Source organism: Paenibacillus solanacearum, assembly GCF_910593845.1.
In the GTDB taxonomy this organism is placed as follows: domain Bacteria; phylum Bacillota; class Bacilli; order Paenibacillales; family NBRC-103111; genus Paenibacillus_G; species Paenibacillus_G solanacearum.
The window spans coordinates 193,640-215,059 of sequence record NZ_CAJVAS010000005.1; the positions used below are offsets into that span (position 1 = coordinate 193,640).

Below are 21,420 nucleotides of genomic sequence, written 5' to 3' on the forward strand. Positions count from 1 at the left end.
AATATAAAATTTTGAACGATCTATAACTCAATTATAGGAGCTTCACCGGCATAGTAAATGGAGGATGAGTTGAACCATATGGAATAAAAGTTGAATGTGCCGATGCTTGCGCAGCCCGTTCCGGTGCCCACATTCAGGTTCAACCAAATTTCCATAAGGTTCGTTCTTTTTTCTATTTACGGTGCTGCCGGTCATCCGCAATACTTTGGAAAGAGGCATAAGCTAGCGCAGACTACGTGAGGAAATGATACGAATAAAGAGGGGATGGTATGGTGAATCGAATAAAACGGAAGCATGGAAAGCGTAAAGACAAAGACCTGGTTAAGCTGCTGCTTGCTGCGGCGGCAGTCGCCGCGCTGATTCCTGCATGCTCGAACGCCCCGGGAAAAGCAGATTTGTCAAAGGCCGCCGATTTGTCGGCCCCGGCGGAGCTCGTGTTCTATGCGGCGAGCAGCTCGATGACGCCGGAGCTGTTCGAGGAGAAGATCGCCGGACCGGTGCGGACGAAATATCCGCAATATACGCTGAAGTATATTCCGCCGGGCACGGACTTAACCGGACTGATTACGTCCGGAACCGTGCCGGACGTGTTGTGGCTTTCGCTGTCCGAGATGCGCAAGCATTTGCTGCAGCTCAGATTGCAGTATGATTTGACCGAGCTCATTACGAAAAACAAGTACGACCTGAACCGGTTCGACCCTGCGGCTGTTCAGACGATCCGCAACGTGTCGGGGGACGGCAAAATATTCGGGCTGCCCGATTCGTTCAATCCGATGGTGCTGTTCTACAACAAAGACGTGTTCGACCGGTTCGGGGTCCCTTACCCGACGAACGGCATGACCTGGGATGGGGCTTATGAGCTGGCGCGCAAGCTGACCCGATCCGACAGTGGCGTTTCGTACCGCGGGATGGGCATGTTTTACCGGCTCGTCTTCAACGGGAACCAGTTTTCCTTGCCGCTGATCGACGCTTCGACGGCCAAGCCGCTCGCTTCCAGCACTCCAAATTGGAAGCGGTTACTTGACAATACGAAACGATTTTACGAAATCGAGGGCAACATGGCTGGCTTCAAGACGGGCAGCGACGGCAACTCGGAGCTGAACTCGTTCCTGACGGATCGAAACATGGCCATGATCGTTTCCCCGCTCTCCTCCTATAACCGGGAAGGATTCCAGAAGCTGAACTGGGACATGGTCGCTGCGCCGACATTCCCGGAGCTGCCGAAGGTCGGCTTCCAATCCGAACCGCGCGTCTATTTCATCACCGGCGGGAAGTATAAGGAGCAGGCGTTCCAGGCGGTCGCGCACCTGCTCTCCGACGAGGTGCAGATCAAGAACAATAAGGACGGACAGCTCACCAGCCTGAAAAACGAAGAGGTCCGCAAAACGTTCGGCCAGCAGACGCCGGCGCTCAGCGGGAAAAATACGAGTGCGGTCTATTACAATCAATTCGCGCCGACTCCCGCATTCAACCCGAATTACTCCACCGACCCGGCTACGATTCTGGCCAAGGAGTTCAATGAAGTCCTTGCCGGCAAGCAGGACGTCAACTCCGTCTTGCGCAGCACGGACGAGAAAATCGCCAAGGCGATCGAAGAGGAGAAGGCTGCGGCCAAATAGCATCCAACTCATTGAATCCTCAAAAAAGCGGCGGTTTCCCCATGGCCGGGGTAACCGCCGCTCGTTTTTCGCTTTCTTCCGCCAAACTATACCGTGAATTTGCCTACGCCCGCTTTTACTTTATCGGCCGTGCTGATCAGCCCTTGAGCAGACCCGGCCATCTCATCCATCGTCTTCAGCTGCTGCTCGACCGAAGCGGCGACTTCCTGGGCGCTGCTCGACGACTGCTCCGAAATGCGCGCGAGCTCCTCCATCGTAGCGGATATTTCCTCCGAGCTTGCGGACAACTGCTCCGTCGCTGCGGATATTTCCTGAATCTGCGCGGTGATGCTCTGCATCGATTCCGCGACCCGATCGAACCCTTCATGCGCCTTCCTTACGATCTCCGCGCCGCCAACCGCTTCCTGTGCGCCGGAATTCATGCTCTCGGCAATTTCGCGCGTATCCGCATTGATCGCATGAATCAGCTCCGCGATGTTCTCCGAGGATTGTCTGGACTGCTCCGCCAGCTTCCTGATCTCGCCGGCGACGACGGCAAATCCGCGTCCCTGCTCTCCGGCCCGCGCCGCTTCGATCGAGGCGTTCAAGGCCAGCAGGTTCGTCTGGTTAGCAATATCGGTAATGACACCGACGATGCCCGTAATATCGGCGGAGCGTTCGAGCAGCCGATCCAGCTGCTGAACCGCCGCCTGCACGCTCTCGTTAATACGCTCCATCTGTTCCACCGTGCCGGCCATCAGCTTCTGATTCTCCCCCGTTTCGGCGGAAACGGAAAAGACGTATTCGGTCACGTCCCCCGCCGATTCGGCAATCCGCTGCACACCGGCGGCCATCTCCCCGACCGCCCGCTTCGTTTCCTCGGTGCTCTGCATTTGCGCCTCGGAGCCTGCCGCTACCTCCTGCATCGCCCGGGCGATTTCTTTGGCCGACGACAAGCTTTGACCGGCTCCCTCGTACATGATATGCGAGGCGGCGACGACATCCTTCGTCGAGCCTGCAACGTCCTTGAGCAGCCCGGACACGCCGGCGAGCATCGTGTTGAAATTTTCCGTTAAGCGGCCGAACTCATCTTGATGCGCCACTTTCATCTGGAAGGAGAAATCACCGTGAGCGGCACGATTCGTCGCCGACATCAGCGCTTTGAAAGGAACGAGCTGCTTCGTAATAATGAACCAGATCAAAGAGGAGAATACGAGAGCAAGAACCAATGCCGTGACAATGGAGTGAATCACTTCATCCTTCAACATCTGCTGCACTTGACCGTAGTTGAAATCAAGGCCGAAAACTGCGATCACGTTCCCCTTCTCGTCCGTCACGTTGGATAGCGTACTGATATAGGTACCGTTCACGTCAGTGTAGCTATCCGTCAGAACGACCTTGCTCTCCTTCAAGGCGCCGACGCCTTTGATAAACGCATCGCCGAGCTCGTATTTGCTCATAGGAGGAAGCGCCTTTTCCAGCTCAGCGCTCGCTCCGATCATCGTCATATATTCCTTGCCGTCTTGCTTCGTTACGTCCGGATAAAGAACATAGGCATTCTCGACGAGATCCTTCGCCGACATTGAGCTAAGGACGCTGGACACCGTCTTCTGATTCTCGTCGGTCTTGACGTCCCCACCCGCCTTTTGTTTGGCGATGGTCCCGGCGACGAAGGCGCTGATCATATTCGTCGTGATCGCACTCGTCTCATGAATGGTGGTAATGTTACGAAGATAAAGCCCGCGAGCCGTCTGATAAGACATGAAAGCCGACACGGAAGAAAAAACAAGCAGAATGATGAACAGCGTCAGTGTCAGCTTGCGTGAAACGCTTCCAGTAATGACCTTGAACATAATAAACCCTCCTAATGTGGTTGATGAACTTGCAACGCTGTTCTCAAGGCGATATATGTCGTTTTATGTCGAAAAACACTAAAAATAACATAAAATTTTATCACCTTTTGTAGAATTATGTAGTATATATCGGTTCTTTGCCTCTTGGAATTTAGTGCTTTTCTCCCATCTTGCTCACTTTTTTAACGCATCAGCCGACTCAAGCAGCCGTTCCGCGCTTGCGCGCATTTGCCGCGCACTGCCAACTTTTGTAGAATGGAATCAAGGACGATGAGGAGGAGAACGAACAATGAAATACCGCAGACTCGGCAAGACGAATTTGAAAGTTTCCGTTATCGGCGTAGGCACATGGCAGTTCGGGGGCGAATGGGGCAAGACGTTTACCCAGGCCGAAGCGGACGCCATCTTGAATCAAGCGAAAGATTCCGGCATCAACCTGATTGATACCGCGGAATGCTACGGCGACCATACGTCGGAATCGCTGATCGGCGATTATATATCCCGCGGACGACGCGAGGATTGGATCGTCGCCACCAAATTCGGCCACCACTTTCACGGACATCAGAACCGTACGCCGCATTATTCGGCCCAAGAGGTGCTCGCACAGCTCGAGGCATCGCTTCAGGCGCTGCGGACCGATTATATCGACGTGTACCAGTTCCATTCGGGACCGGACGAAGCCTTCGATCAAGACGCGCTGTGGACGATGCTGGACAAGCAGGTGCAGGCCGGCAAAATCCGTCATCTCGGCACCTCGATCGGCAGCAACGATAACCTGCATCAGACCGATGCGTCGGAGAAAGTCGGCTCGCAGGTCATTCAGGTCGTATACAACCGGCTCGACCGCAAGCCGGAAGAGCGTGTATTTCCTTCCTGCCAGCGGCAGGATCTGGGCGTGCTGGCGCGCGTGCCGCTGGCCAGCGGCTATTTGAGCGGCAAATACAAGCCCGGCGCGACGTTCGGCGACAACGACGTAAGGCAGCGCCATGACCCGCAGCAGACGCTGGCCAAGCTGCAGGAGGTCGAGCGTATTGGCGAGCGTGAGGTACCAGAAGGCATGGATATGGCGACATGGGCGCTCGCCTGGTGCCTCAAGCACCCGGCCGTAACCGCCGTCATTCCCGGCTGCAAAAGTCCCGCGCAAGTGATCTCGAATGCGGCAGCCGCGAACTACGCAGGCGACGGCCATCCGCAAAATTGGGATAAGGCGACCGCGCAGGAAGCATAAAAATCCATGTTTTTCGATCAGACCGTCCATGGGATTCGGGTTGTCCCCGCGGTAGACTAATGACAACTCATTAGAAACTACCCGCGAAAGGTTTGGAGATGTAATGAAACTGTCGACCCGAATTTATTTGGATGCCGCCTTGCAAAACATTAAAAGCGTCAGTTTTTTTACATTTCTGCAGGTGCTGATTGCCAGACTTGGCGCAAGCAACTTTGAAATTGCGCTGTCCAATTCGCTGCCGCCTCTGTTCTGCGCGCTGTCTCTCGCGTTTTTGACGCGGCAGCTGCCCGTGACCAGAGGCGTTTTTTTGACGAGCGGCTATGTTCGCCAATTTGCCTTTTTATCGATGGCGCTGTCGGTGCTGCTGCCGAATCCGATCCCGTATTTGCTGTTATTCTGGTCCGTGAACGCCGTCGCCGTCATGGTGAACGGGGCCCAGCAGCCGGCGATTATGCGCCGCTGGGTCGAGCCGCGCGAATTCCCGAAAATATTCAGCAACAACAAGATGATCGGCATCGCCATCGTGACGGTCGGCAGCTTTGGCATCGGCCATTATCTCGACGCGTACAACCATATATTCCCGCTGAACTACGTCATATCCATGCTCGTCGGCTGCATCGCCACGTTCGCCGGCATGTCGCTGATCGCCGAGCTCGCGCCGCGCGAGAAGCAGCCGTTCCGACTGGCGCTCGTACGGCCCTTTCAGGAATGCGACCGCAAGACGTGGTGGATGGGGCTGAACAATGTCGGCATCGCCATGGCCGCGCCGCTGTTCATCATTTATCACGTCAAAGTGCTCAATTTGAGCAATTCGCAAATCGCCTACTTTGTCGTCACGGCGGGCATCGTATCGACCTTGCTGCTGCCGCTTGCCAGGCGCTGGATGGAACGATTCGGCCTGATGAAGGTGTATGGCGCGGCCGTCATCGGGATGGCGCTCTCGGTGCTGCCCTACGGCTTCATCGGCAGCTATTGGGCGCTTCTGGCTCTTCAAGGCTGGATCGGCGTATGTCTTGCCGTGCACGAGGTCGCTTCGCAATCGATCATGATGAACGAAGCCGGCAAACACAATAAAGAGATGGCGTATTTCTCCGACTTCCAGCTCGTCATGAACGCCGGCAACGCCGTCGGCGCTTTAATCGCGGGCTTCTTGACCGCCGTTCTGCCGCTATGGGGATGCTTTATCGTCATCGCCGCCAGCCGGCTGCTCTTTTACGTATGCTACCGCGAAGCGGCAGACGCGGAGCTTATCTCTCCGTCGAAGACGACATCCCGGACGCAAGCGTAGCCGGACGGCGGATGGCGTCGAAGCGATTTAAGGAGAAACTGCCAGCAGCTTGATCCTTGTCGAAACCCATACATTTGAGCGTGAAGGAAATGAATATGGAGCTCCAACCGCTGTTAAAGTCGTGTTCCTTGAATGGTTGAAGTGGTTTGAACACGACTTTAAAGGCGGCCGCTGTCGCTTTTCCACCCCATATCCATTTCCTTACATACATTTGGTGCTCCCTTCTACTTCTCTAGGCTTCTCTGGGACCGATCCGGTCTTCGATTCGGTTCTCATATCCATGGACTTCCTTGCCCGTGTAATACTCAGGGTACGTTTTCTCCTCCACACGCTTTGCTTCACTAGAAAACTATGGCGGCGCTTCCGGATCTCCACCGTTCATCAAGTACAATTCGCGCACAATAGTAAGCAGAAACTTTAGGCTTTCATGCATTTCACGCGCATAAGAATGCCCCGGATCGGATAGCCTTGTTTCATAAGATCAACCAAACTATTTATAGGTCAAATCGAATGATTTGTGAGTCAGCGATAGCCAAATAGCGAAATAATTGCCCAATCGAACGATTCAAAGGGTTCCTCCCTTGAATACTTGGAATAGGCCAACTACAGCGTCGTTTTTATACTTTTGAGGTGAAATGAGTTGAGTTTGCCCAAATATGAATTGGCTTTCCCTCACAAAGTCGCATCCCTCGCTCTCGTTGTCATTCAAAATAACCTGACCCGAGGGGTTGCGAAGCAAACCTGCTTCGTAAGCCGAAGTTTTGCTGGGTACGCAATTTTTCAGTTCATACTTTAACGCTTTAGTAAACTCTCTCAGGTTTAATTAATTTGTATCGTTAAACAAAAAACAGGAGCGCTTCGTCCTCTCGGGGATCGAAGCGCTCCTGTTCGTATGTATCGCTGCTTGCCGGTTATGGACCCGCGTTCAGCGCATGCGTGAACCGACGCAGCTGTGCTGCCGTCGGGTTAAGCCGACATGCGTTCCAGCAGGCAAGATATTTCTTCCGCCGGAAGCGGCTTGCTGTATATATAGCCCTGAATTTCCCTGCAGTCGGCATGGAGCAAGAAATCAAGCTGCTCCTTCGTCTCTACGCCTTCGGCAATGACGTGCAGCTTCAAGCTTCGGGCCATCGCCATAATTGCCTGCACGATCGCCGCATCGTCGGGGCTTACCGTAATGTCGCGCACGAATTGCTGCGCGATCTTCAGCTTGTCGATCGGAAATTTCTTCAAATAATGCAGCGACGAGTAGCCTGTCCCGAAATCGTCCATCGCAATATGCACGCCGAGCTTACGGAGCGCTTGCAGCTTGAGGATCACTTGATCAACGTGATGCATCGCCACGCCTTCCGTAATTTCCAGCTCGAGGTATTTGGGATCAAGCCCGCTTTCGTTCAGCGCGTCGAGCACTTCCTGCACGAAGTCGTGCTGGTAAAACTGCACGGGCGAAATGTTCACCGCCATTTTGACCGGCGGATAGCCCTGCAGCTGCCATGCTTTATTCTGCATGCACGCCCGGCGCAAAATCCATTTCCCCAGCGGGATGATCAGGCCGGTCTCTTCGGCGAGCGGGATGAATTCCGCCGGCGAGATAAAGCCGATGCGCGGATGCGCCCAGCGCAGCAGCGCCTCCATGCCGATGACGCGCCCGACTGTCATATCGACCTGCGGCTGGTAATAAAGCATCAATTCGTTTTGCTCCATCGCTTTGTTAAGCCATTCTTCCATGACCAGCTTCTGAATGACGCTGTCGTTCATCTCCGCCGCATAAAACGCAAAGCCGTTCTTGCCTTCATCCTTCGCGCGGTACATGGCTGTGTCCGCGTTCTTCATCAGTGTCACGGCATCGTCTCCGTCCGAAGGATACATCGAGATGCCAACGCTGCAGCCGACGCGAATTTCGTGGCCGTCGAGCAGAAACGGACTGGTCAACTGCCCAATAATGCTCTTGACCATCCGCTCCGTCTCCTCACGGTCCGCGATATCCCTCAGCATCAACGTAAATTCCCCTCCGCTTGGCCGCGATACCCGGTCGCCGGGCCGCAGCCCTACCCTCAGCCGGTCCGCCGCCTCGACCAGCAGCAGGTCGCCGAACGCATGGCCGAACGTATCATTCACATTTTTAAACCGATCGAGTGCAATATACAGTACGGCGAACTTGCGCTTGGACGTTTTCGCGCCGCGGACGGACAAGCTTAGCGATTTCTGAAACATTTGGCGGTTCGGCAGCCCGGTCAGCACATCGTGATAAGCCATGTAGGTAAGCTGGCGCTCCGTGTATTCGCGGTGGCGAATATCCACGATGACAAAGTAGAGCATCGGCATCAGCATTACCACCGTTCCGGCCCAGCTCAGAAGCTCCCCGGTCCAGTCCGTCGGCACGTGAAGAACAAGGCGGGCGCCATACTCCAGCAGCTCCAGCCCGGAAATCAGCCCCATTACATAACCGATGACTTTAGCCGGGCTTCCGTTTCGCTTCATAAAAACGACGTACAGCAGGGGAACCGATAGCAAGACGATCATCAACGTACTGATGTACTCCGCAGCATCGTTGCGGTAGCCGAACGCTCCCCTTCCGGCAAGCATGAACATTTCCACACCGGCCAAAACCGACCATAACCGCAGCTCCGAAACATGCTGAAAAAACTTGGCCTGTGCATTACGTCCGCGAGCCGAAGCCGTTTCTGCGGAAATCTTCTTGTTCACCATGATGATCCTCTGCTTCCTGTATAAGGTGTTAGCTTTATTGTAAAGCCGAGGAACCAAATGTACAAGAAAAATGTGGTTATTTAGACCTACATTTCATGACTGAACATACAGACCTGAAGGACTATACGTCGAATGCGGCTAATACACGCGTATCGTCTTTTCATAGACCGTCTCGTCGTCGGCCGAGTTCATCACCCGAATTTCCAGCTTCCAGTAACCGGGATACGGGATATAAGGTCCGCGCGCCTTGAAGCTGTATTTTTTCATGCCGTACGATTCATCGAAGCTTTGATCCTCGAACGGCTCCAGCGGCACCTCAATCGGCGCAATGTCCGCGCTCTTCTGCTCCTGCAATTTATATATGATTTGCTTCGGCTTCCCCAACGGTTCCGGGAGCCATACTTTTACCGTAAAATCGTTCACGCCGGTAGCGGCGGGATTGATCTGGGCCGTCATATGAATGTTGTTCCCCATGACATGCCAGTTCAGCGGCTCATTGACCGGAAGCGGCGTCAAGTACGTGAAGATGCCTACGATCGCAACGATCAGCGACATCAGCCCCCCGTCCGTCCGGACAAGCAAGCCGACCGACGCTTCCTTCCTCCTCCGGTATGCAAACCGAATGAGCGTCGCAGTAATGACGACAAGCAGCACAAGCCCCGATTTGACCAGCAAATAGGTCCCCCATGCCGTTTCCGTCACATAAGCGATATCCGGAAGGAAAATAAACACGGACGCGACACCCGACACGATCAGCAGAATTATCGAGAGCAGGGCGGCCAGCGAAAACGCGCCGTACAGCCTGCGGGCCTCCTCTCTGGCGGTTGACCAGAGCACGAGCATGAGCAGCAAGCCGCCGACCCACACGGAGGCTGCGGCCAAGTGAAGCCAGTCGAGCAGGATCGTCTCGCCCTTCGGCTCGAAGGCGGCGGCGTGGCCGAGGAAGCTTTTGGCTACCCATACGAGGGCGACCCACACATAGTCGAGCAAGGCGCTGCGGTACAGCAGCACGAAAGACAGCAGCGCGAGCAGCAGTCCGCCGATCCAGGCGTAGCCGATGCCGGTCGAAGCAAACAGCCGCAGCAGCCCTTGAGCCCCGGCGTCGCCGACGAGCTGCCACAGATGAGCCCACATGAACAAAATATAGATGATCAAATACGATTGCTGCAGGCGCTCGCCCCACAGCTTCAGCCTTGCGCGAACAGGCTCCGCCGTGCTGCTGCCGAACCACCGCATCCACAGAAGCCAGCCGGTGAATGCGAGCATGGACATATAAAAGGCGATCCGCGAAGCGAACCGCAGACCGTCTCCGAACGTAAACCGTTCAATCAGACCGCCGTGTCCTTGCGGATGGCCCAATTGCGGTGCAGCTTCCCCGCCAATAGCGTCGAGGCTCTGGCCTACCGCGAACAGGTAGGTGCCGTCTACGGGATGCCCGTCCGCCGAAATGACATGGTACGTGACGATATACGTCCCCTTCTGCAGCTTCGGCAAATCGAGCGCAAGAACGGTCTTCGTCGCGTTCATAACCGCGCTGCGCTCCGTAACCTTTCGCTTCTCCGCATCGAACACGCGCAAATAATACAGCCCTTCCTCCAGCCGTTCGTTGAAGGTGAGCGACACCTTGTCCGGCGGCTGAGCCAACGACGAGTTCGCGGCGGGAACCGATTCGACGAGACTGGCATGAGCTTCCGCCACGCGCGCCCCCGCGGCGGCAAATAGCAAGCTGATCATTAACATAAAGATGAAGCCTCGAGCAGCGAGGCGATATAAAGAACCGTTGCCAGGCAGAACCCCCTGCCTCATGTTGCGGTACAGCAATGAATAAACCTCCCCATCCTAACGTCCGGCGACTCTCGATGAAACTTCCGGAGAAGATGCCGGCCTGACGAACCGTTCCTCTGCCATTCAGCAGACGAACGATGCGGCTTACTCCGGTGACAACCGCTTTCGGCCGATAAATCCGTCGTCCATTCCATGGTAATACTCGATCCGCTCTTCCCCTTGTTTCCAGCAGAGCAGCACCTCGGCCCCGTCGATGATCGCGGGAAAATCAACCAGTCCCGTATCGAGATCCTTGAGCTGAGCCCCTTTCAGCTGCAGGCTGCGAAAGCCGGCATCGGCTTCGAGCTGCATCATCTCCATCTCGCACTCAATGGAAAAGAACGGGTCCTCGCCTTCCGGCGCGCCGTATTTGCGAACATGCGCCTTCAGTGCCTGCAGCTGGGCAAACTTGACCTCCAGACGCCTGCTGATCGTTTGCAGCCGGTCCAGATCAAGCATAACGGCGGGCAGCAGCGCGTTCGCTTCTTCCGGTGTAAAATATTTCTTCACGGTTCTCCCTCCATGACTAGAGCACGATTGTAATTCATACGACATCATTCGCTGTTTTCCGCCATTCGACAGCCCTAGACAAGACGCGGCGCGCTATGCCTGCGAATCTGTGCGTTCCCTTCGATGGGGCGGTCTGAAAGCGCTCATGCCGCAGCTTTCTATAATGTAGCATATTTTGGACAGACGAACCAAACAAGCGGATTCCCCGTCTCTGAAGGGAGCCGCTTGCCATAATTCGCGACCCGGCGACTGAAGCATATATAGCAAAAATATATTTACCTTCGGTCTAATAATCGGATTAAGAGTATTGTAAAATGGGGTTTTATTTTAAATAATCATATTAAATAATGGTATATTTTGGTTCAATCTGCTTATCGACAGCATTTTACAACCTATGTTATGATGAAATTCTTGATAAAGTGGTAACGTACTAAAGCAACATGACACACAATCAGACAAAAGGTGGTTTATTTTACATCATGAAACGCATGGCAACTATTGGTTTACTTCTCGCTTCGGCACTTCTGCTCGTTACAGGCTGCGCCTCCAAGCCGTCTTCCGCAGGGGAAGGCAAAAAGCTGGTGATCGGCATCGACGACAAATTTGCGCCCATGGGATTCCGCGACGAGAAGAACGAGATCGTCGGATTCGATATCGACTATGCGAAGGCGGCCGCGGAAAAGATGGGTACGACAGCCCAGTTCCAGCCGATCGACTGGAAAACGAAGGAATCCGAGCTGAGCAGCGGCCGGATCGACCTCATCTGGAACGGATATACGATTACCGACGAACGGAAAGGCAAGGTACTGTTCACGAAGCCTTATTTGAAAAATGCGCAGGTGATCGTCACGTTGGCCAAATCGAACTTGACCAAGCTGGACGACCTGGCCGGGAAAACGGTAGGCCTGCAGTCGTTGTCTTCCGCAGCGGATGCCCTGAACGACAGCCCGATCAAGTCCAAAATTAAAACCGTCACCGAATATGCGGATAATGTACTGGCTTTGAGCGACTTGAAGATCGGCCGCGTCGACGCCGTCGTCATCGACGAAGTGGTCATCAAATACTATATGTCCAAAGACAACGGCACGTTCAAGCTGCTCGGCGAATCGCTCGCTCCCGAGGAATACGGGATCGGCGTCAAGAAAGGCAACGAAGCGCTGCTGCAAAAGCTGCAAAAAGCGCTCGACGAGCTGAATCAGGACGGCACCGCCGCGAAAATTTCGCAAAAATGGTTCGGCGAAGATAAAGTGTTGAAATAGCATTTCATGAATGCAGCGAAAACGGGATCTCTTCGGAAATCCTGTTTTCATGTTGGAGGAATTTTCATATGTCCGTTGATCAACTCGTTACGATGATCAAGCCGATGCTCGAAGGCGCTCAAATGACGGTACTGCTGTTTTTGATCGCCATCGCGGTGTCTATACCGCTTGGCTTCCTGCTTACGCTCGCCGTACAAAGCGGCATCAAACCGCTCGCATGGTGCGCTCATACCTACATTTATGTGATGCGCGGAACGCCGCTGCTGCTCCAACTGCTCTTTATTTGCTTCGGGCTGCCCATGCTCCCGGTGATCGGCGAATACTTGGTGCTGGACCGTTTTACCGCGGCCTGCCTCGGCTTCATCCTGAACTATGCGGCTTATTTCTCCGAAATTTTCCGGGGCGGCCTGCTTGCCATCGATAAGGGGCAGTATGAGGCGGCCCAGGTGCTGGGCCTCAGCAAATGGCAGACGACGACGCGCGTCATTTTGCCGCAAATGTTTCGCGTCGCCCTCCCGGCCGTATCCAACGAATCGGTTACGCTGGTGAAGGATACCGCGCTGCTCTACGCCGTCTCCGTTCCGGAGCTGCTGCATTATGCGCAAACCGTCGTGAACCGCGATTTTACGATCGTGCCCTTCTTCATCGCCGGTATCATCTATCTGATCATGACGCTCCTGCTGACCGCATGGTTCAAATGGCTGGAACGGCGATTCAAATTTGATTAAAAGGAATGGCGAATGTGGCTATCATAGAAGTGTCCGACCTCAGCAAACGGTATGGCGAGCTCGAAGTGCTCAAACGAATCACGTTCGACGTCCATAAGCATGATGTCGTTGCCGTGATCGGCCCTTCCGGCTCCGGAAAAAGCACCATGCTTCGCAGTCTCGTTCATCTGGAGCAAATCGACGGCGGGACGATCCGGGTCGATGGCGAGGAGCTGGTGGAGGAGGGGGCGTACTCCGCCCCGCGCAAAATCAAACAGATCACTTCCAAGATGGGCATGGTGTTCCAGCATTTCAATTTGTTCCCGCATTTGACGGTACAGCAAAATTTGGAGCTTGCCCCGAGAATGGTCAAAGGGGAGTCGGCGGCCGAACTTCGGCGAAGAAGCGGCGAGCTGCTGGAGAAAGTGGGACTGTCCGGACGGGAGTCGATGTACCCGGCGAAGCTGTCGGGCGGCCAGAAGCAGCGGGTGGCGATCGCCCGCGCGCTGATGATGAATCCGCACATCCTGCTGTTCGACGAGCCGACGTCCGCCCTCGACCCGGAGCTGACCGGGGAAGTGCTTCAAGTCATGAAGCGGCTGGCCGAGGAGCATACGACGATGATCGTCGTGACCCACGAAATGGGCTTTGCCAAGGAAGTCGCAAGCCGCGTCCTCTTCATGGATGACGGCCAGATTCTCGAATCCGGCTCACCGGAGGAGCTGTTTGCGAATCCGCGCTTCGACCGGACGAAAGCATTTTTGAGTCATGGATTGAAATAACAGCTCGAATGTATCCGCAAAATGAGCAGCGCTACCCATCGTATCCCCCATTCGCAACCGTTGGCGATCAGGAGCATACTGGGGCAGGCTGCTTTTTTCGTATTCCAAATACAGCACGTTAGCCGCGACCATTCCCCCTTCGCCCGCAAATCGGCTATACTGTAGGAAAGTCTGAATGCAGACAAACCAAGGCACGGGGGTTCGGTATGATTGCGTTGATATTGTTTTTGGCAAGTTACGTGTACATGGGCTTTGAAATGCTCGCTTCCCGCATCCTCGGTCCGTACTTCGGCAGCGGCATTACCGTCTGGGCATGCATCATTTCCGTATTTCTGATCGGCTCGAGCATCGGCTATTTGCTCGGCGGCAGAACCGCGGACCTGCAAGGGAACCGGCGTTGGATTCGGATTTACTTGCTGTGGGCTGCCGTCTCCGTATCGATCTCCTGGCCGCTCAGCCGATTGACCTTGCCGCTGCTGTCTGAGGAAGTGACTATGGCGAGCATCCTGCTGCAAACGTCGCTCTTATTTTTAATTCCGTCCATTCTCAGCAGCGCCGCCATTCCCGGATTGATGAAGCTCGGGATCGGAGAACGAACGGAAGGCGTCAAAATCGGCATCTACCATATGGTCGTCAGCGTAGGCAGTGTGGCCGGGACGCTGATTACGACATTTTACATGCTTCCCGGAATGCGGCTGCAGCATATCGTCATCGGGTTCGCGCTCATTTATTTTCTCAGCTGGTTTATGATGGAAGTCAAATGGTACAAGCTGTGCCTGTTCGCCATCGCCTTCATCCCGCTGCTCGACATCGGCGGGGCGCGGCTCGGCGACAACCCGATCAAGGATCACGTATCGACGCCGTATCATGATATTTTCATCACCGAGAGCAGCGAATACAACGGACAACCCGGCGACTACGTGTTCATGCAGTTCGACACGCATGCGCTTCAGGGCGCCATCGACAAAAACGACCGTAACAACATTTTATTCAGCTACATTAGAGAAACGCTTCACATCGCGGATACGTATGCACCGCAGGCCCATAACATCTTTATGATCGGGCATGGAGCAGGCATTCTGACGAACGCGCTGGAGCAGTCGGGCAAAACGATCGAGGTGGCGGAGCTGGACCCGCAAGTGCTGGAGCTGAGCCGCAAATATTTCGGCTACGCAGGGGATCGGGTAGCGATTGGGGACGGACGGGTCCTTCTGAACGAGAAGCAGGACAGCCGGTACGATATGATCGTGCTGGACGCGTTCAAGGCGGAAGGCGTGCCGTTCCATCTGCTGACCCGGGATTTCTTCCAGCTCGTGCAGCGTAAGCTGAAGCCTTCGGGCCTCGTCGTCATCAACATGATCGGCGCGATCGAGGGAGATTCGCTGATCGAAGACGTGACGGCTACGACCGGCTCGGTCTTCGGTAGCGTCAAGACGATCGCCCGCTACGATGACAAGCAGATGGATCAGAATATATTGTACCTGCTGAGCCAGCAGCCGCTCGCCAGCGTCAAGACGAGCGAATACATGGAAGTAACGACCCGCGCGGGAAACATCATCACGGATCAATCGATTCCGAACCGGAAGCTGCAATAACCGCTGCAGACGCAAGCGTACACAAAAAAGAGGGCCTTGTCGCCCTCTTTTTCCAATTTACTTTTCTATTTGAACAAGTCCAGCCGGTTCGTAATGATCCCGTCCGCGCCTTTGTCCATCAGCGTGCTGGCGGTATTTTTATCGTCGACGGTCCAAGCGACGACCTCGACGCCGCTCAAATGCGCCAGTTCGATCAAACGGGGATATTTCGTCAGCAGCCCGCTGTGCACGAATAAAGCGGCGTTTTTGTAGGCGACCGCTTTGTCCAGCGCCGTCATGAACTGCGCCATGTCGTTATTGACGAGCAGCGCGATCTTCATCTTCTGCGAGATGCTGCGGACCGTATCGAAATCGGCGTAGTTGAACGATTGAATGACGCTCCGCTGCTCGAAGCCGGCGTTCATCAATTCGTTCATCATGATCGTAATATCTTCCTTGGTGCGATACCCTTTAATTTCGGGATACAGCGTGACGGTGCTTGTCTTCGCGAAGTCCAGCACTTCCTTCAAGGTCGGAATCTTCTCCCCGGCAAAACGAAGGTTGAACTTCGAGCCAGCGTCGAGCGCCTGCAGCTGCGCAAGCGTCAGCTTCTTCACTTCTCCCTTGCCGCTCGTCGTCCGGTCGACCGTATTGTCATGAATAATGACGGGAACGCCGTCCTGCGAAATCTGCACGTCGAATTCAAGGATCGCCGCTTTGTTATCGACGGCGGCTTTGAAGGAAGCCATCGTATTTTCCGGTGCGGCGTTCGAATAACCGCGATGTGCCGCCACGATGAACGATTGGGCCGGCTTGACCGGCTGGTTGGAAGTGAGGTTCACCACGCTGCCCTTCTCGTCCCAGTTGACGCCGAACCCGGTAGATTCGAAGGCGAAGCGGATCGGAACATAAATCGTCTTCCCGCTCAAGATCGACATCGGCACGTACTCATCGCCGTTTTTGTACATCCCCGCTTTGTCGCTGGGCTTCAGCTCTTGCCCGTTCAGCATCACCTTCACCTGCTTGATGGACGCCTCGACCGGCTTCGGCCATATATTTACGATCGTACTCGTTGCGGCAAGCCCCAGAAGTATAAAAAAAGATGCGCCAAGAATTAATTTCTTATCTTTGATCATGAAATCACTCTCCCGGAGTCTCTCTCTTTCTCCCCTGCCGCATACATTGCATGCAGCGAACACTGTAGTGGATTTTTAACAAATTATAGCATAAATGGCCAAGACGTTCGCCCCTAATTTTATATCCCCCCTCCTCCAAAGGAAAAAGCCCTTTGAATCGGCTGTTCAAAGGGCGAATGGTGCTGCCGTTGTTTGTTAACAAAGTTGTTGAATTTGTAGTAAAGTCGTTTAAATTTGATAATAATGCTGTTTAACATTGGCCCGTGCCGTTAAGCTCTAACGGGAGAATAGTTACTTACCAGTAGAAGCACTTGTGATCAACGCTGTCTTTCCTTTATAAACATTCATAATCTCATTCTCCTTTTCCGGAAAAGATAAACTTCAACACTGCATTATTGAATTGAAAAGGACATATGTCCGCTTATCAGTTATTTGTTACAATACATTCATGAGGTGGAATACAGTCCTCGACGAGCCAAGTTAGCCTTGAAAGCCGCCAAGGTGTCAAGATTTTCACGTAATAGGAGGGAGAAGCGCAGATGAGCCATCATTACCGCCCCCTGCATGCTCCCCAATTGCAGCCGCAGTTGCATATCCACTCGCACAACTTCCGGGAGTTTGCGCCGAGCCGTCGCCTGGCGTCGCATGTAGCTGCCTATTGGACGGTGGATTTCCTGCCGATACCGGGAAATCCGGGGCATCGAGTTATCCCCGATGGCTGTGTCGATATTATAGTGGACCTGTTCGCTTCATCAAGCAGGCAGGCTGCGTATGTCGCAGGACTAACGACACAAGTCGAAGTTTTGCAATTTGCAAAAGCACGCTCGGTATGGGGCATCCGGCTGTATTCGGAGTCGGCCCGCACGATCCTGAAGTCTCCAATATCGACATTAACGGCAAATCGTGTGTTTTTGGAGGATCTCTGGGGACAAGAGGCTCTCGATTGGGTCGAAAAGCTGCTTACTGCCCAATCCTTACCAGACAGGATTGAGGTCGTCGAGCAGCAATTGGGCCAAATACTGGATGCGACCGAGGCGCCCGCTCCCACTTTGGTCTACCAGAGCATGCAGTATATATACGAGGTCAAAGGTAATCTTTCCGTAACGGATTTGGCGGATAAAGTGAACTTCAGCGAGAGGCATCTGCGAAGGGCCTTTGAACTGGAGCTTGGCCTCAGCCCGAAGGAGATGCTCGGCATCGTCCGCTTTCAAAGCATTCTGGAGGAATTTTACATCGGAGACTATCTCAGCTTGACGGATTTGGCGCTTCAACACGGGTACTACGATCAGTCGCACTTCGCTGGCGTTTTTAAGCGATATTACGGACTTCCACTCAAACGGCTGACCAAGCAGGCGTGAGGAAGTCCGTTTTTTACTATTTTGAAATGAGGGACAATTACTATAATGGGAGTGAAAATCAAGCAAGGCGAAGGGAGCTGCAAAGCATGACTGTAAAGTTGAAACGAGTCGCGATTTACGTAGAAGAGATGAAGAGGGCGTTGGATTTTTATCGCGTGCTGGGGCTGGCTGTTCCGGACGGCGCCGACGAAGCGCATCACGTAGACGTGGAGCAAGAAGGAATTGTGTTTGCATTCGATATGGTGGAATCGGTAAAGAGTGTTTTTGAAGGCTGGGAAGATCCTGTAGGCTACCGGACCGAGCTCGCCTTTCAGTTCTCCAGTAACGAAGCGCTGAACGAAGTGTACCGTCAGTTGACGACGCTTGGATATGACGGCTTCCTCGAGCCCCGAGATACACCGTGGGGAGAGCGATATGCGATCATAAAGGACCCTGATAACAATTTAATCAGTCTCGTCGCTTAGCGAAGAGAGGGAATGCGCAATTAAACAACAAGCAGATAGGAAGCACTGTCGCCAGTGTATCTTCGCCTGCTTGTTGCTTACAGAGGAATAAATGAATATTATTACTTAATTGGATTGAACGGGTGCTATAATGCAACCGGAATAGGAAACAGGCCGTCGCGGCGGCTGCTCCTTCTATCGTTAAGCTAAAAAGGCAGGTTAACGCAACAATATACTTCCATCATCGTCTTATAAGGATAGGTAAAGAAGGGTATTTGGCAATGAGTAGCCTAACTTAAAAGGAAGGGGTAAGAAAATGGCAAGTTTAGGTTTATTAATTTTGACCGTTCTTATCTTCTTAGTTATTGCATTGTTTTTCGTGGGACTAATCTTTGATTTTATTCATCCAAGTTCAATTCAAATTCAGCTTTTAGGTGTTCATCTATCATTGTTTGGAGCTGTTGTAGTCCTAGCATATGAAGAATCTAGTGGCTACGGCTTTGTTATAGGGTTAATCGGTATTGTCATAGGAGTGTCTGGCTCATTTAGAGATTCTAATCCAGCTAAAATATCGAAAAGTAAGATGCAGACTGCTACTCGGCGGGAACGATAGCTGAATATGCAACCAGGACGAAGCTACCGGTACACGAACGACAGCTCGGTTACGTTAACTGGAATATAACGAAATCAAGGTCGCTGATTAAGGTTCAATGTGAGACATTCTGTACTCCAATGTTCCGGGGAAATAGGCACAATATTTCCATTTAAGCAGCTTACTTCTTCGCGTGAGCGGCCGATATAATGGAAAACTGACCATCTATTATTGAGTCTAGGAGGTACGAATCATGCGCAATGTGAACGCACCATTTCGGGCAAGAATCGGACTGTTGGACGACGGACCGCTTACGTTCGACCAGTTGAGCACTGTTCTCGAACGAACGGCGTTCACGGTCCCTTTTGAAAATTTTGCAATCATCGAATCCAGAACACAGACCATCTCAAAGGAGCAGCTCTTGGACAAAATTACGGTTCAAGGTGAAGGAGGCCTGTGCTATGAATTGAATACACTGTTTTGCTTCTTCATGCTGGACAACGGACTGGACGCCCGGATGGTCAGCGGCGTGGTATACAATCACGAGAAGCAGCGTTACCCGGCCACCGGACGTACGCATGTTACGATTCTGCTCCGGCATGAGAATCAGACTTACCTCGTCGATACGGGCTTCGGCAGTAATCTGCCGCTGCGACCTTTGCCGTTATCAGGCGAGCCTGTTTCCTCTTCAAATGGAGACTTTCGAATTGTCCCGGCGTACGGCGAGCATGCCGAACTTGGTGATTACGTCCTAGAGATGAAGCTGAAGCATAAACACAGCGAGTGGATGACCGGCTACGTATTCGATACCGCGAAGACTATTACCCACGATACTGAGCTGAATGCGATTCAGCGCATAATCGCCGAGCATTCCGACTCGCCGTTCAACAAGAAACCTCTTGTCACGAAGGTCACGAAGCGCGGAACGATCACGTTGACCCCCTCCTTCTTCACGGAGTGGTGTGACGGCGTCATGACCAAGACCCCGGTAGACGAGTCTAGCTACAGGGAACTTCTGTCGCGATATTTCGGGATGCGAAGACCTTGGTAAGATGTTGCGTTGTATACTCTTTAGCGGAGGGGCTTGTCGCGATGCAGCTCCTCTTTTCAATGAAGTAACTGGCAGATTTGCTTAACAACTGAACGGTAATGCATGGTACTATCTTAGTTGAAGGAGGTAAGGGAAATGTATGCACAAATTTTGTTTGGATGCTTGTAAATGGAATTTGTCATTTTCTCAATGTTAAATTTTTTCTAGAAAATCCGTAATAAATATATTAAGTGAGGATGAGCTAGCCTCATTCCAAAAAGGACTGATTTTTCCATATTTCTTATTAGGCACGACATTTATCATAATGGGGATTATCGAAAGAGAGGACATCCTACCGATGCCAGTTTTTCTTGGAATATATATTATATTGGGTGTCATTTCATTGGCTATGGTATTAGTAAATGACAAAAAACACACAGGTTATTATTTTGGGTAACACTTTGGGATTTTGAACTCCTAACGGAAACGATAGCTCAATCACACACGGCAGCCGGCCAATGTTCGGTTGCCGTTGTTGTGCTACTGGTAGGATAATTTGAATTCCGCATAGAAATAAGTGGTAAACAGAAATGCATAAGTTAGCAGCGATTTTCTTACTGGATTCAATGATTTTAAACAACTTTATTGCTGACCCGGCCCGCATCATAGGCCGGGTTTGCATTTTTTGCGACTATTTTAAACAACTTTATTCTCAGGGAACAGCTGCCAGCGGTGGTGCTGCTTGCTACGACCCGGTGGACCGGTAATGGCGCACCCCGATATGCCACACGAGCAGGCAAGGAACGAGAAACAGAATGCCGGCCAGCGGCATCAGCATGTAGAGCAGCGCGCTGCCTTGAACCCGGTCAAGAATATACTGCAAGGGCAAGTAGCTGACGCAGCCGAACGGGATGACGAAGGTGAAAAATACGGTCACTCCCCTGCGATAAATGTTCAGCGGGTACTGCGCCATTTCACGGCCGCCGTCGGTCAAAATATTGGCGATCTCAAGCCCCTGAACCGTCCAGAAGCAGAGCGTCGCCGTCAGTATAAAGATGCCGCTGAAGATCCCGATGCCGCCCGCGATCATGAACAGCAGCGTCAGCGCCTTCATGGCGCTCCACTCCACAGGCAAATGATACAAAGCCCAGACGAGGATGATCGCGCTCTGCAGCAGCCGGCCTACGCGATTGAATTCGAACCGGGAGCCGAGCACTTGCAGCACGGTGTTCCGCGGCCGAACGAGCAGCCGGTCGAATCCCCCCCCGGCCACAAGGGAGGAGAACGAGTCGAACCCCCGGGAAAAGCATTCGCTGAGCGAATAAGCCATCCCGACGACGGCAAACAACAGCGTGACCTCGAAGAAATCCCACCCTTTCAGCTGGCCGAACCGGGCGAACATAAAGTACACTCCGGCAAATACGGTGAGCGGCGTCAAGCACTGCCCCAGCGTCAGCAGCCAAAACGAGGCGCGGTATTGCATCTGGGATTTCAACAGTATCGATACATACTTCATATATAAGCTCATG

Annotated in this window: 17 protein-coding genes; 11 read left to right on the top strand and 6 right to left on the bottom strand. The window is 53.1% G+C overall.

Annotation, left to right across the window (positions count from 1 at the left end; all coding sequences use genetic code 11):
* The first annotated feature begins 269 nt into the window (after positions 1 to 269).
* Complete coding sequence (locus KXG62_RS08565; RefSeq protein ID WP_218091527.1) at positions 270 to 1,619, top strand: ABC transporter substrate-binding protein; 1,350 nt, start codon at positions 270 to 272, stop codon at positions 1,617 to 1,619.
* 86 nt (positions 1,620 to 1,705) lie between these two features.
* Here the strand turns inward: KXG62_RS08565 and KXG62_RS08570 are convergent, their stop codons facing one another.
* Positions 1,706 to 3,451, bottom strand: coding sequence for a methyl-accepting chemotaxis protein (locus KXG62_RS08570; protein WP_218091528.1), 1,746 nt, complete (start codon positions 3,449 to 3,451; stop codon positions 1,706 to 1,708).
* Positions 3,452 to 3,740: 289 nt separating this feature from the next.
* Between KXG62_RS08570 and KXG62_RS08575 the strand changes: the two genes are divergently transcribed.
* Both KXG62_RS08575 and KXG62_RS08580 read left to right on the top strand, forming a co-directional pair.
* Positions 3,741 to 4,679, top strand: a complete 939-nt coding sequence (locus tag KXG62_RS08575; RefSeq protein WP_218091529.1) for an aldo/keto reductase — start codon at positions 3,741 to 3,743, stop codon at positions 4,677 to 4,679.
* Positions 4,680 to 4,782: 103 nt separating this feature from the next.
* Positions 4,783 to 5,967, top strand: coding sequence for an MFS transporter (locus KXG62_RS08580; RefSeq protein ID WP_218091530.1), 1,185 nt, complete (start codon positions 4,783 to 4,785; stop codon positions 5,965 to 5,967).
* Positions 5,968 to 6,933: 966 nt separating this feature from the next.
* On the opposite strand, the gene KXG62_RS08585 is transcribed toward KXG62_RS08580, so the two are convergent.
* The 3 genes from KXG62_RS08585 to KXG62_RS08595 all read right to left on the bottom strand — a co-directional run bounded on the left by KXG62_RS08585 (position 6,934) and on the right by KXG62_RS08595 (position 11,010).
* Positions 6,934 to 8,676 carry a putative bifunctional diguanylate cyclase/phosphodiesterase gene (locus KXG62_RS08585; protein ID WP_218091531.1) on the bottom strand — a complete coding sequence of 581 codons (1,743 nt, stop codon included), beginning with the start codon at positions 8,674 to 8,676 and terminating at the stop codon, positions 6,934 to 6,936.
* A 138-nt stretch (positions 8,677 to 8,814) separates the two neighbouring features.
* Positions 8,815 to 10,416: a copper resistance CopC/CopD family protein gene (locus KXG62_RS08590; RefSeq protein ID WP_246627354.1), complete on the bottom strand. Its 1,602-nt coding sequence runs from the start codon at positions 10,414 to 10,416 to the stop codon at positions 8,815 to 8,817.
* A 189-nt stretch (positions 10,417 to 10,605) separates the two neighbouring features.
* Positions 10,606 to 11,010 (bottom strand): DUF2203 domain-containing protein, encoded by a 405-nt coding sequence (locus KXG62_RS08595; protein WP_218091532.1) that lies wholly within the window; start codon positions 11,008 to 11,010, stop codon positions 10,606 to 10,608.
* 479 nt (positions 11,011 to 11,489) lie between these two features.
* Between KXG62_RS08595 and KXG62_RS08600 the strand changes: the two genes are divergently transcribed.
* The 4 genes from KXG62_RS08600 (at position 11,490) to KXG62_RS08615 (ending at position 15,353) form a co-directional block, all read left to right on the top strand.
* Complete coding sequence (locus tag KXG62_RS08600) at positions 11,490 to 12,269, top strand: amino acid ABC transporter substrate-binding protein (protein WP_218091533.1); 780 nt, start codon at positions 11,490 to 11,492, stop codon at positions 12,267 to 12,269.
* A gap of 68 nt (positions 12,270 to 12,337) precedes the next feature.
* Positions 12,338 to 12,997 carry an amino acid ABC transporter permease gene (locus KXG62_RS08605; protein WP_218091534.1) on the top strand — a complete coding sequence of 220 codons (660 nt, stop codon included), beginning with the start codon at positions 12,338 to 12,340 and terminating at the stop codon, positions 12,995 to 12,997.
* Positions 12,998 to 13,011: 14 nt separating this feature from the next.
* The gene (locus KXG62_RS08610) at positions 13,012 to 13,758 is read left to right on the top strand and encodes an amino acid ABC transporter ATP-binding protein (RefSeq protein ID WP_281426680.1); all 747 of its coding nucleotides are present in this window, start codon (positions 13,012 to 13,014) and stop codon (positions 13,756 to 13,758) included.
* Positions 13,759 to 13,964: 206 nt separating this feature from the next.
* The gene (locus KXG62_RS08615) at positions 13,965 to 15,353 is read left to right on the top strand and encodes a fused MFS/spermidine synthase (protein ID WP_218091535.1); all 1,389 of its coding nucleotides are present in this window, start codon (positions 13,965 to 13,967) and stop codon (positions 15,351 to 15,353) included.
* 65 nt (positions 15,354 to 15,418) lie between these two features.
* Here KXG62_RS08615 and KXG62_RS08620 read toward each other — a convergent pair whose 3' ends face one another.
* On the bottom strand, positions 15,419 to 16,468 hold the full coding sequence (locus KXG62_RS08620; RefSeq protein WP_218091536.1) for a glycerophosphodiester phosphodiesterase family protein: 1,050 nt from the start codon (positions 16,466 to 16,468) through the stop codon (positions 15,419 to 15,421).
* A gap of 539 nt (positions 16,469 to 17,007) precedes the next feature.
* Here KXG62_RS08620 and KXG62_RS08625 point away from each other — a divergent pair.
* The 4 genes from KXG62_RS08625 to KXG62_RS08640 all read left to right on the top strand — a co-directional run bounded on the left by KXG62_RS08625 (position 17,008) and on the right by KXG62_RS08640 (position 19,912).
* Complete coding sequence (locus KXG62_RS08625) at positions 17,008 to 17,826, top strand: helix-turn-helix transcriptional regulator (protein ID WP_218091537.1); 819 nt, start codon at positions 17,008 to 17,010, stop codon at positions 17,824 to 17,826.
* 86 nt (positions 17,827 to 17,912) lie between these two features.
* The gene (locus KXG62_RS08630) at positions 17,913 to 18,290 is read left to right on the top strand and encodes a VOC family protein (RefSeq protein ID WP_218091538.1); all 378 of its coding nucleotides are present in this window, start codon (positions 17,913 to 17,915) and stop codon (positions 18,288 to 18,290) included.
* 295 nt (positions 18,291 to 18,585) lie between these two features.
* A complete protein-coding gene (locus tag KXG62_RS08635) occupies positions 18,586 to 18,882 on the top strand; it encodes a hypothetical protein (RefSeq protein WP_218091539.1) in 297 nt (98 codons plus the stop codon).
* 232 nt (positions 18,883 to 19,114) lie between these two features.
* The gene (locus tag KXG62_RS08640; RefSeq protein WP_218091540.1) at positions 19,115 to 19,912 is read left to right on the top strand and encodes an arylamine N-acetyltransferase family protein; all 798 of its coding nucleotides are present in this window, start codon (positions 19,115 to 19,117) and stop codon (positions 19,910 to 19,912) included.
* A gap of 724 nt (positions 19,913 to 20,636) precedes the next feature.
* Here KXG62_RS08640 and KXG62_RS08645 read toward each other — a convergent pair.
* Entirely contained in the window at positions 20,637 to 21,419 is a 783-nt protein-coding gene (locus KXG62_RS08645) for an ABC transporter permease (RefSeq protein WP_218091541.1), read from the bottom strand.
* Between the last annotated feature and the right edge of the window lies 1 nt (position 21,420).

Bases quoted from the DNA above. Each gene is read 5' to 3' on its own strand.
- KXG62_RS08630 (WP_218091538.1), top strand. From the start codon at position 17,913: ATGACTGTAAAGTTGAAACGAGTCGCGATTTACGTAGAAGAGATGAAG.
- KXG62_RS08635 (WP_218091539.1), top strand. From the start codon at position 18,586: ATGGCAAGTTTAGGTTTATTAATTTTGACCGTTCTTATCTTCTTAGTT.
- KXG62_RS08615 (WP_218091535.1), top strand. From the start codon at position 13,965: ATGATTGCGTTGATATTGTTTTTGGCAAGTTACGTGTACATGGGCTTT.
- KXG62_RS08580 (WP_218091530.1), top strand. From the start codon at position 4,783: ATGAAACTGTCGACCCGAATTTATTTGGATGCCGCCTTGCAAAACATT.
- KXG62_RS08575 (WP_218091529.1), top strand. From the start codon at position 3,741: ATGAAATACCGCAGACTCGGCAAGACGAATTTGAAAGTTTCCGTTATC.
- KXG62_RS08620 (WP_218091536.1), bottom strand. From the start codon at position 16,468: ATGATCAAAGATAAGAAATTAATTCTTGGCGCATCTTTTTTTATACTT.
- KXG62_RS08565 (WP_218091527.1), top strand. From the start codon at position 270: ATGGTGAATCGAATAAAACGGAAGCATGGAAAGCGTAAAGACAAAGAC.
- KXG62_RS08585 (WP_218091531.1), bottom strand. From the start codon at position 8,676: ATGGTGAACAAGAAGATTTCCGCAGAAACGGCTTCGGCTCGCGGACGT.
- KXG62_RS08570 (WP_218091528.1), bottom strand. From the start codon at position 3,451: ATGTTCAAGGTCATTACTGGAAGCGTTTCACGCAAGCTGACACTGACG.
- KXG62_RS08600 (WP_218091533.1), top strand. From the start codon at position 11,490: ATGAAACGCATGGCAACTATTGGTTTACTTCTCGCTTCGGCACTTCTG.
- KXG62_RS08590 (WP_246627354.1), bottom strand. From the start codon at position 10,416: ATGTTAATGATCAGCTTGCTATTTGCCGCCGCGGGGGCGCGCGTGGCG.
- KXG62_RS08645 (WP_218091541.1), bottom strand. From the start codon at position 21,419: ATGAGCTTATATATGAAGTATGTATCGATACTGTTGAAATCCCAGATG.
- KXG62_RS08625 (WP_218091537.1), top strand. From the start codon at position 17,008: ATGAGCCATCATTACCGCCCCCTGCATGCTCCCCAATTGCAGCCGCAG.
- KXG62_RS08605 (WP_218091534.1), top strand. From the start codon at position 12,338: ATGTCCGTTGATCAACTCGTTACGATGATCAAGCCGATGCTCGAAGGC.
- KXG62_RS08640 (WP_218091540.1), top strand. From the start codon at position 19,115: ATGCGCAATGTGAACGCACCATTTCGGGCAAGAATCGGACTGTTGGAC.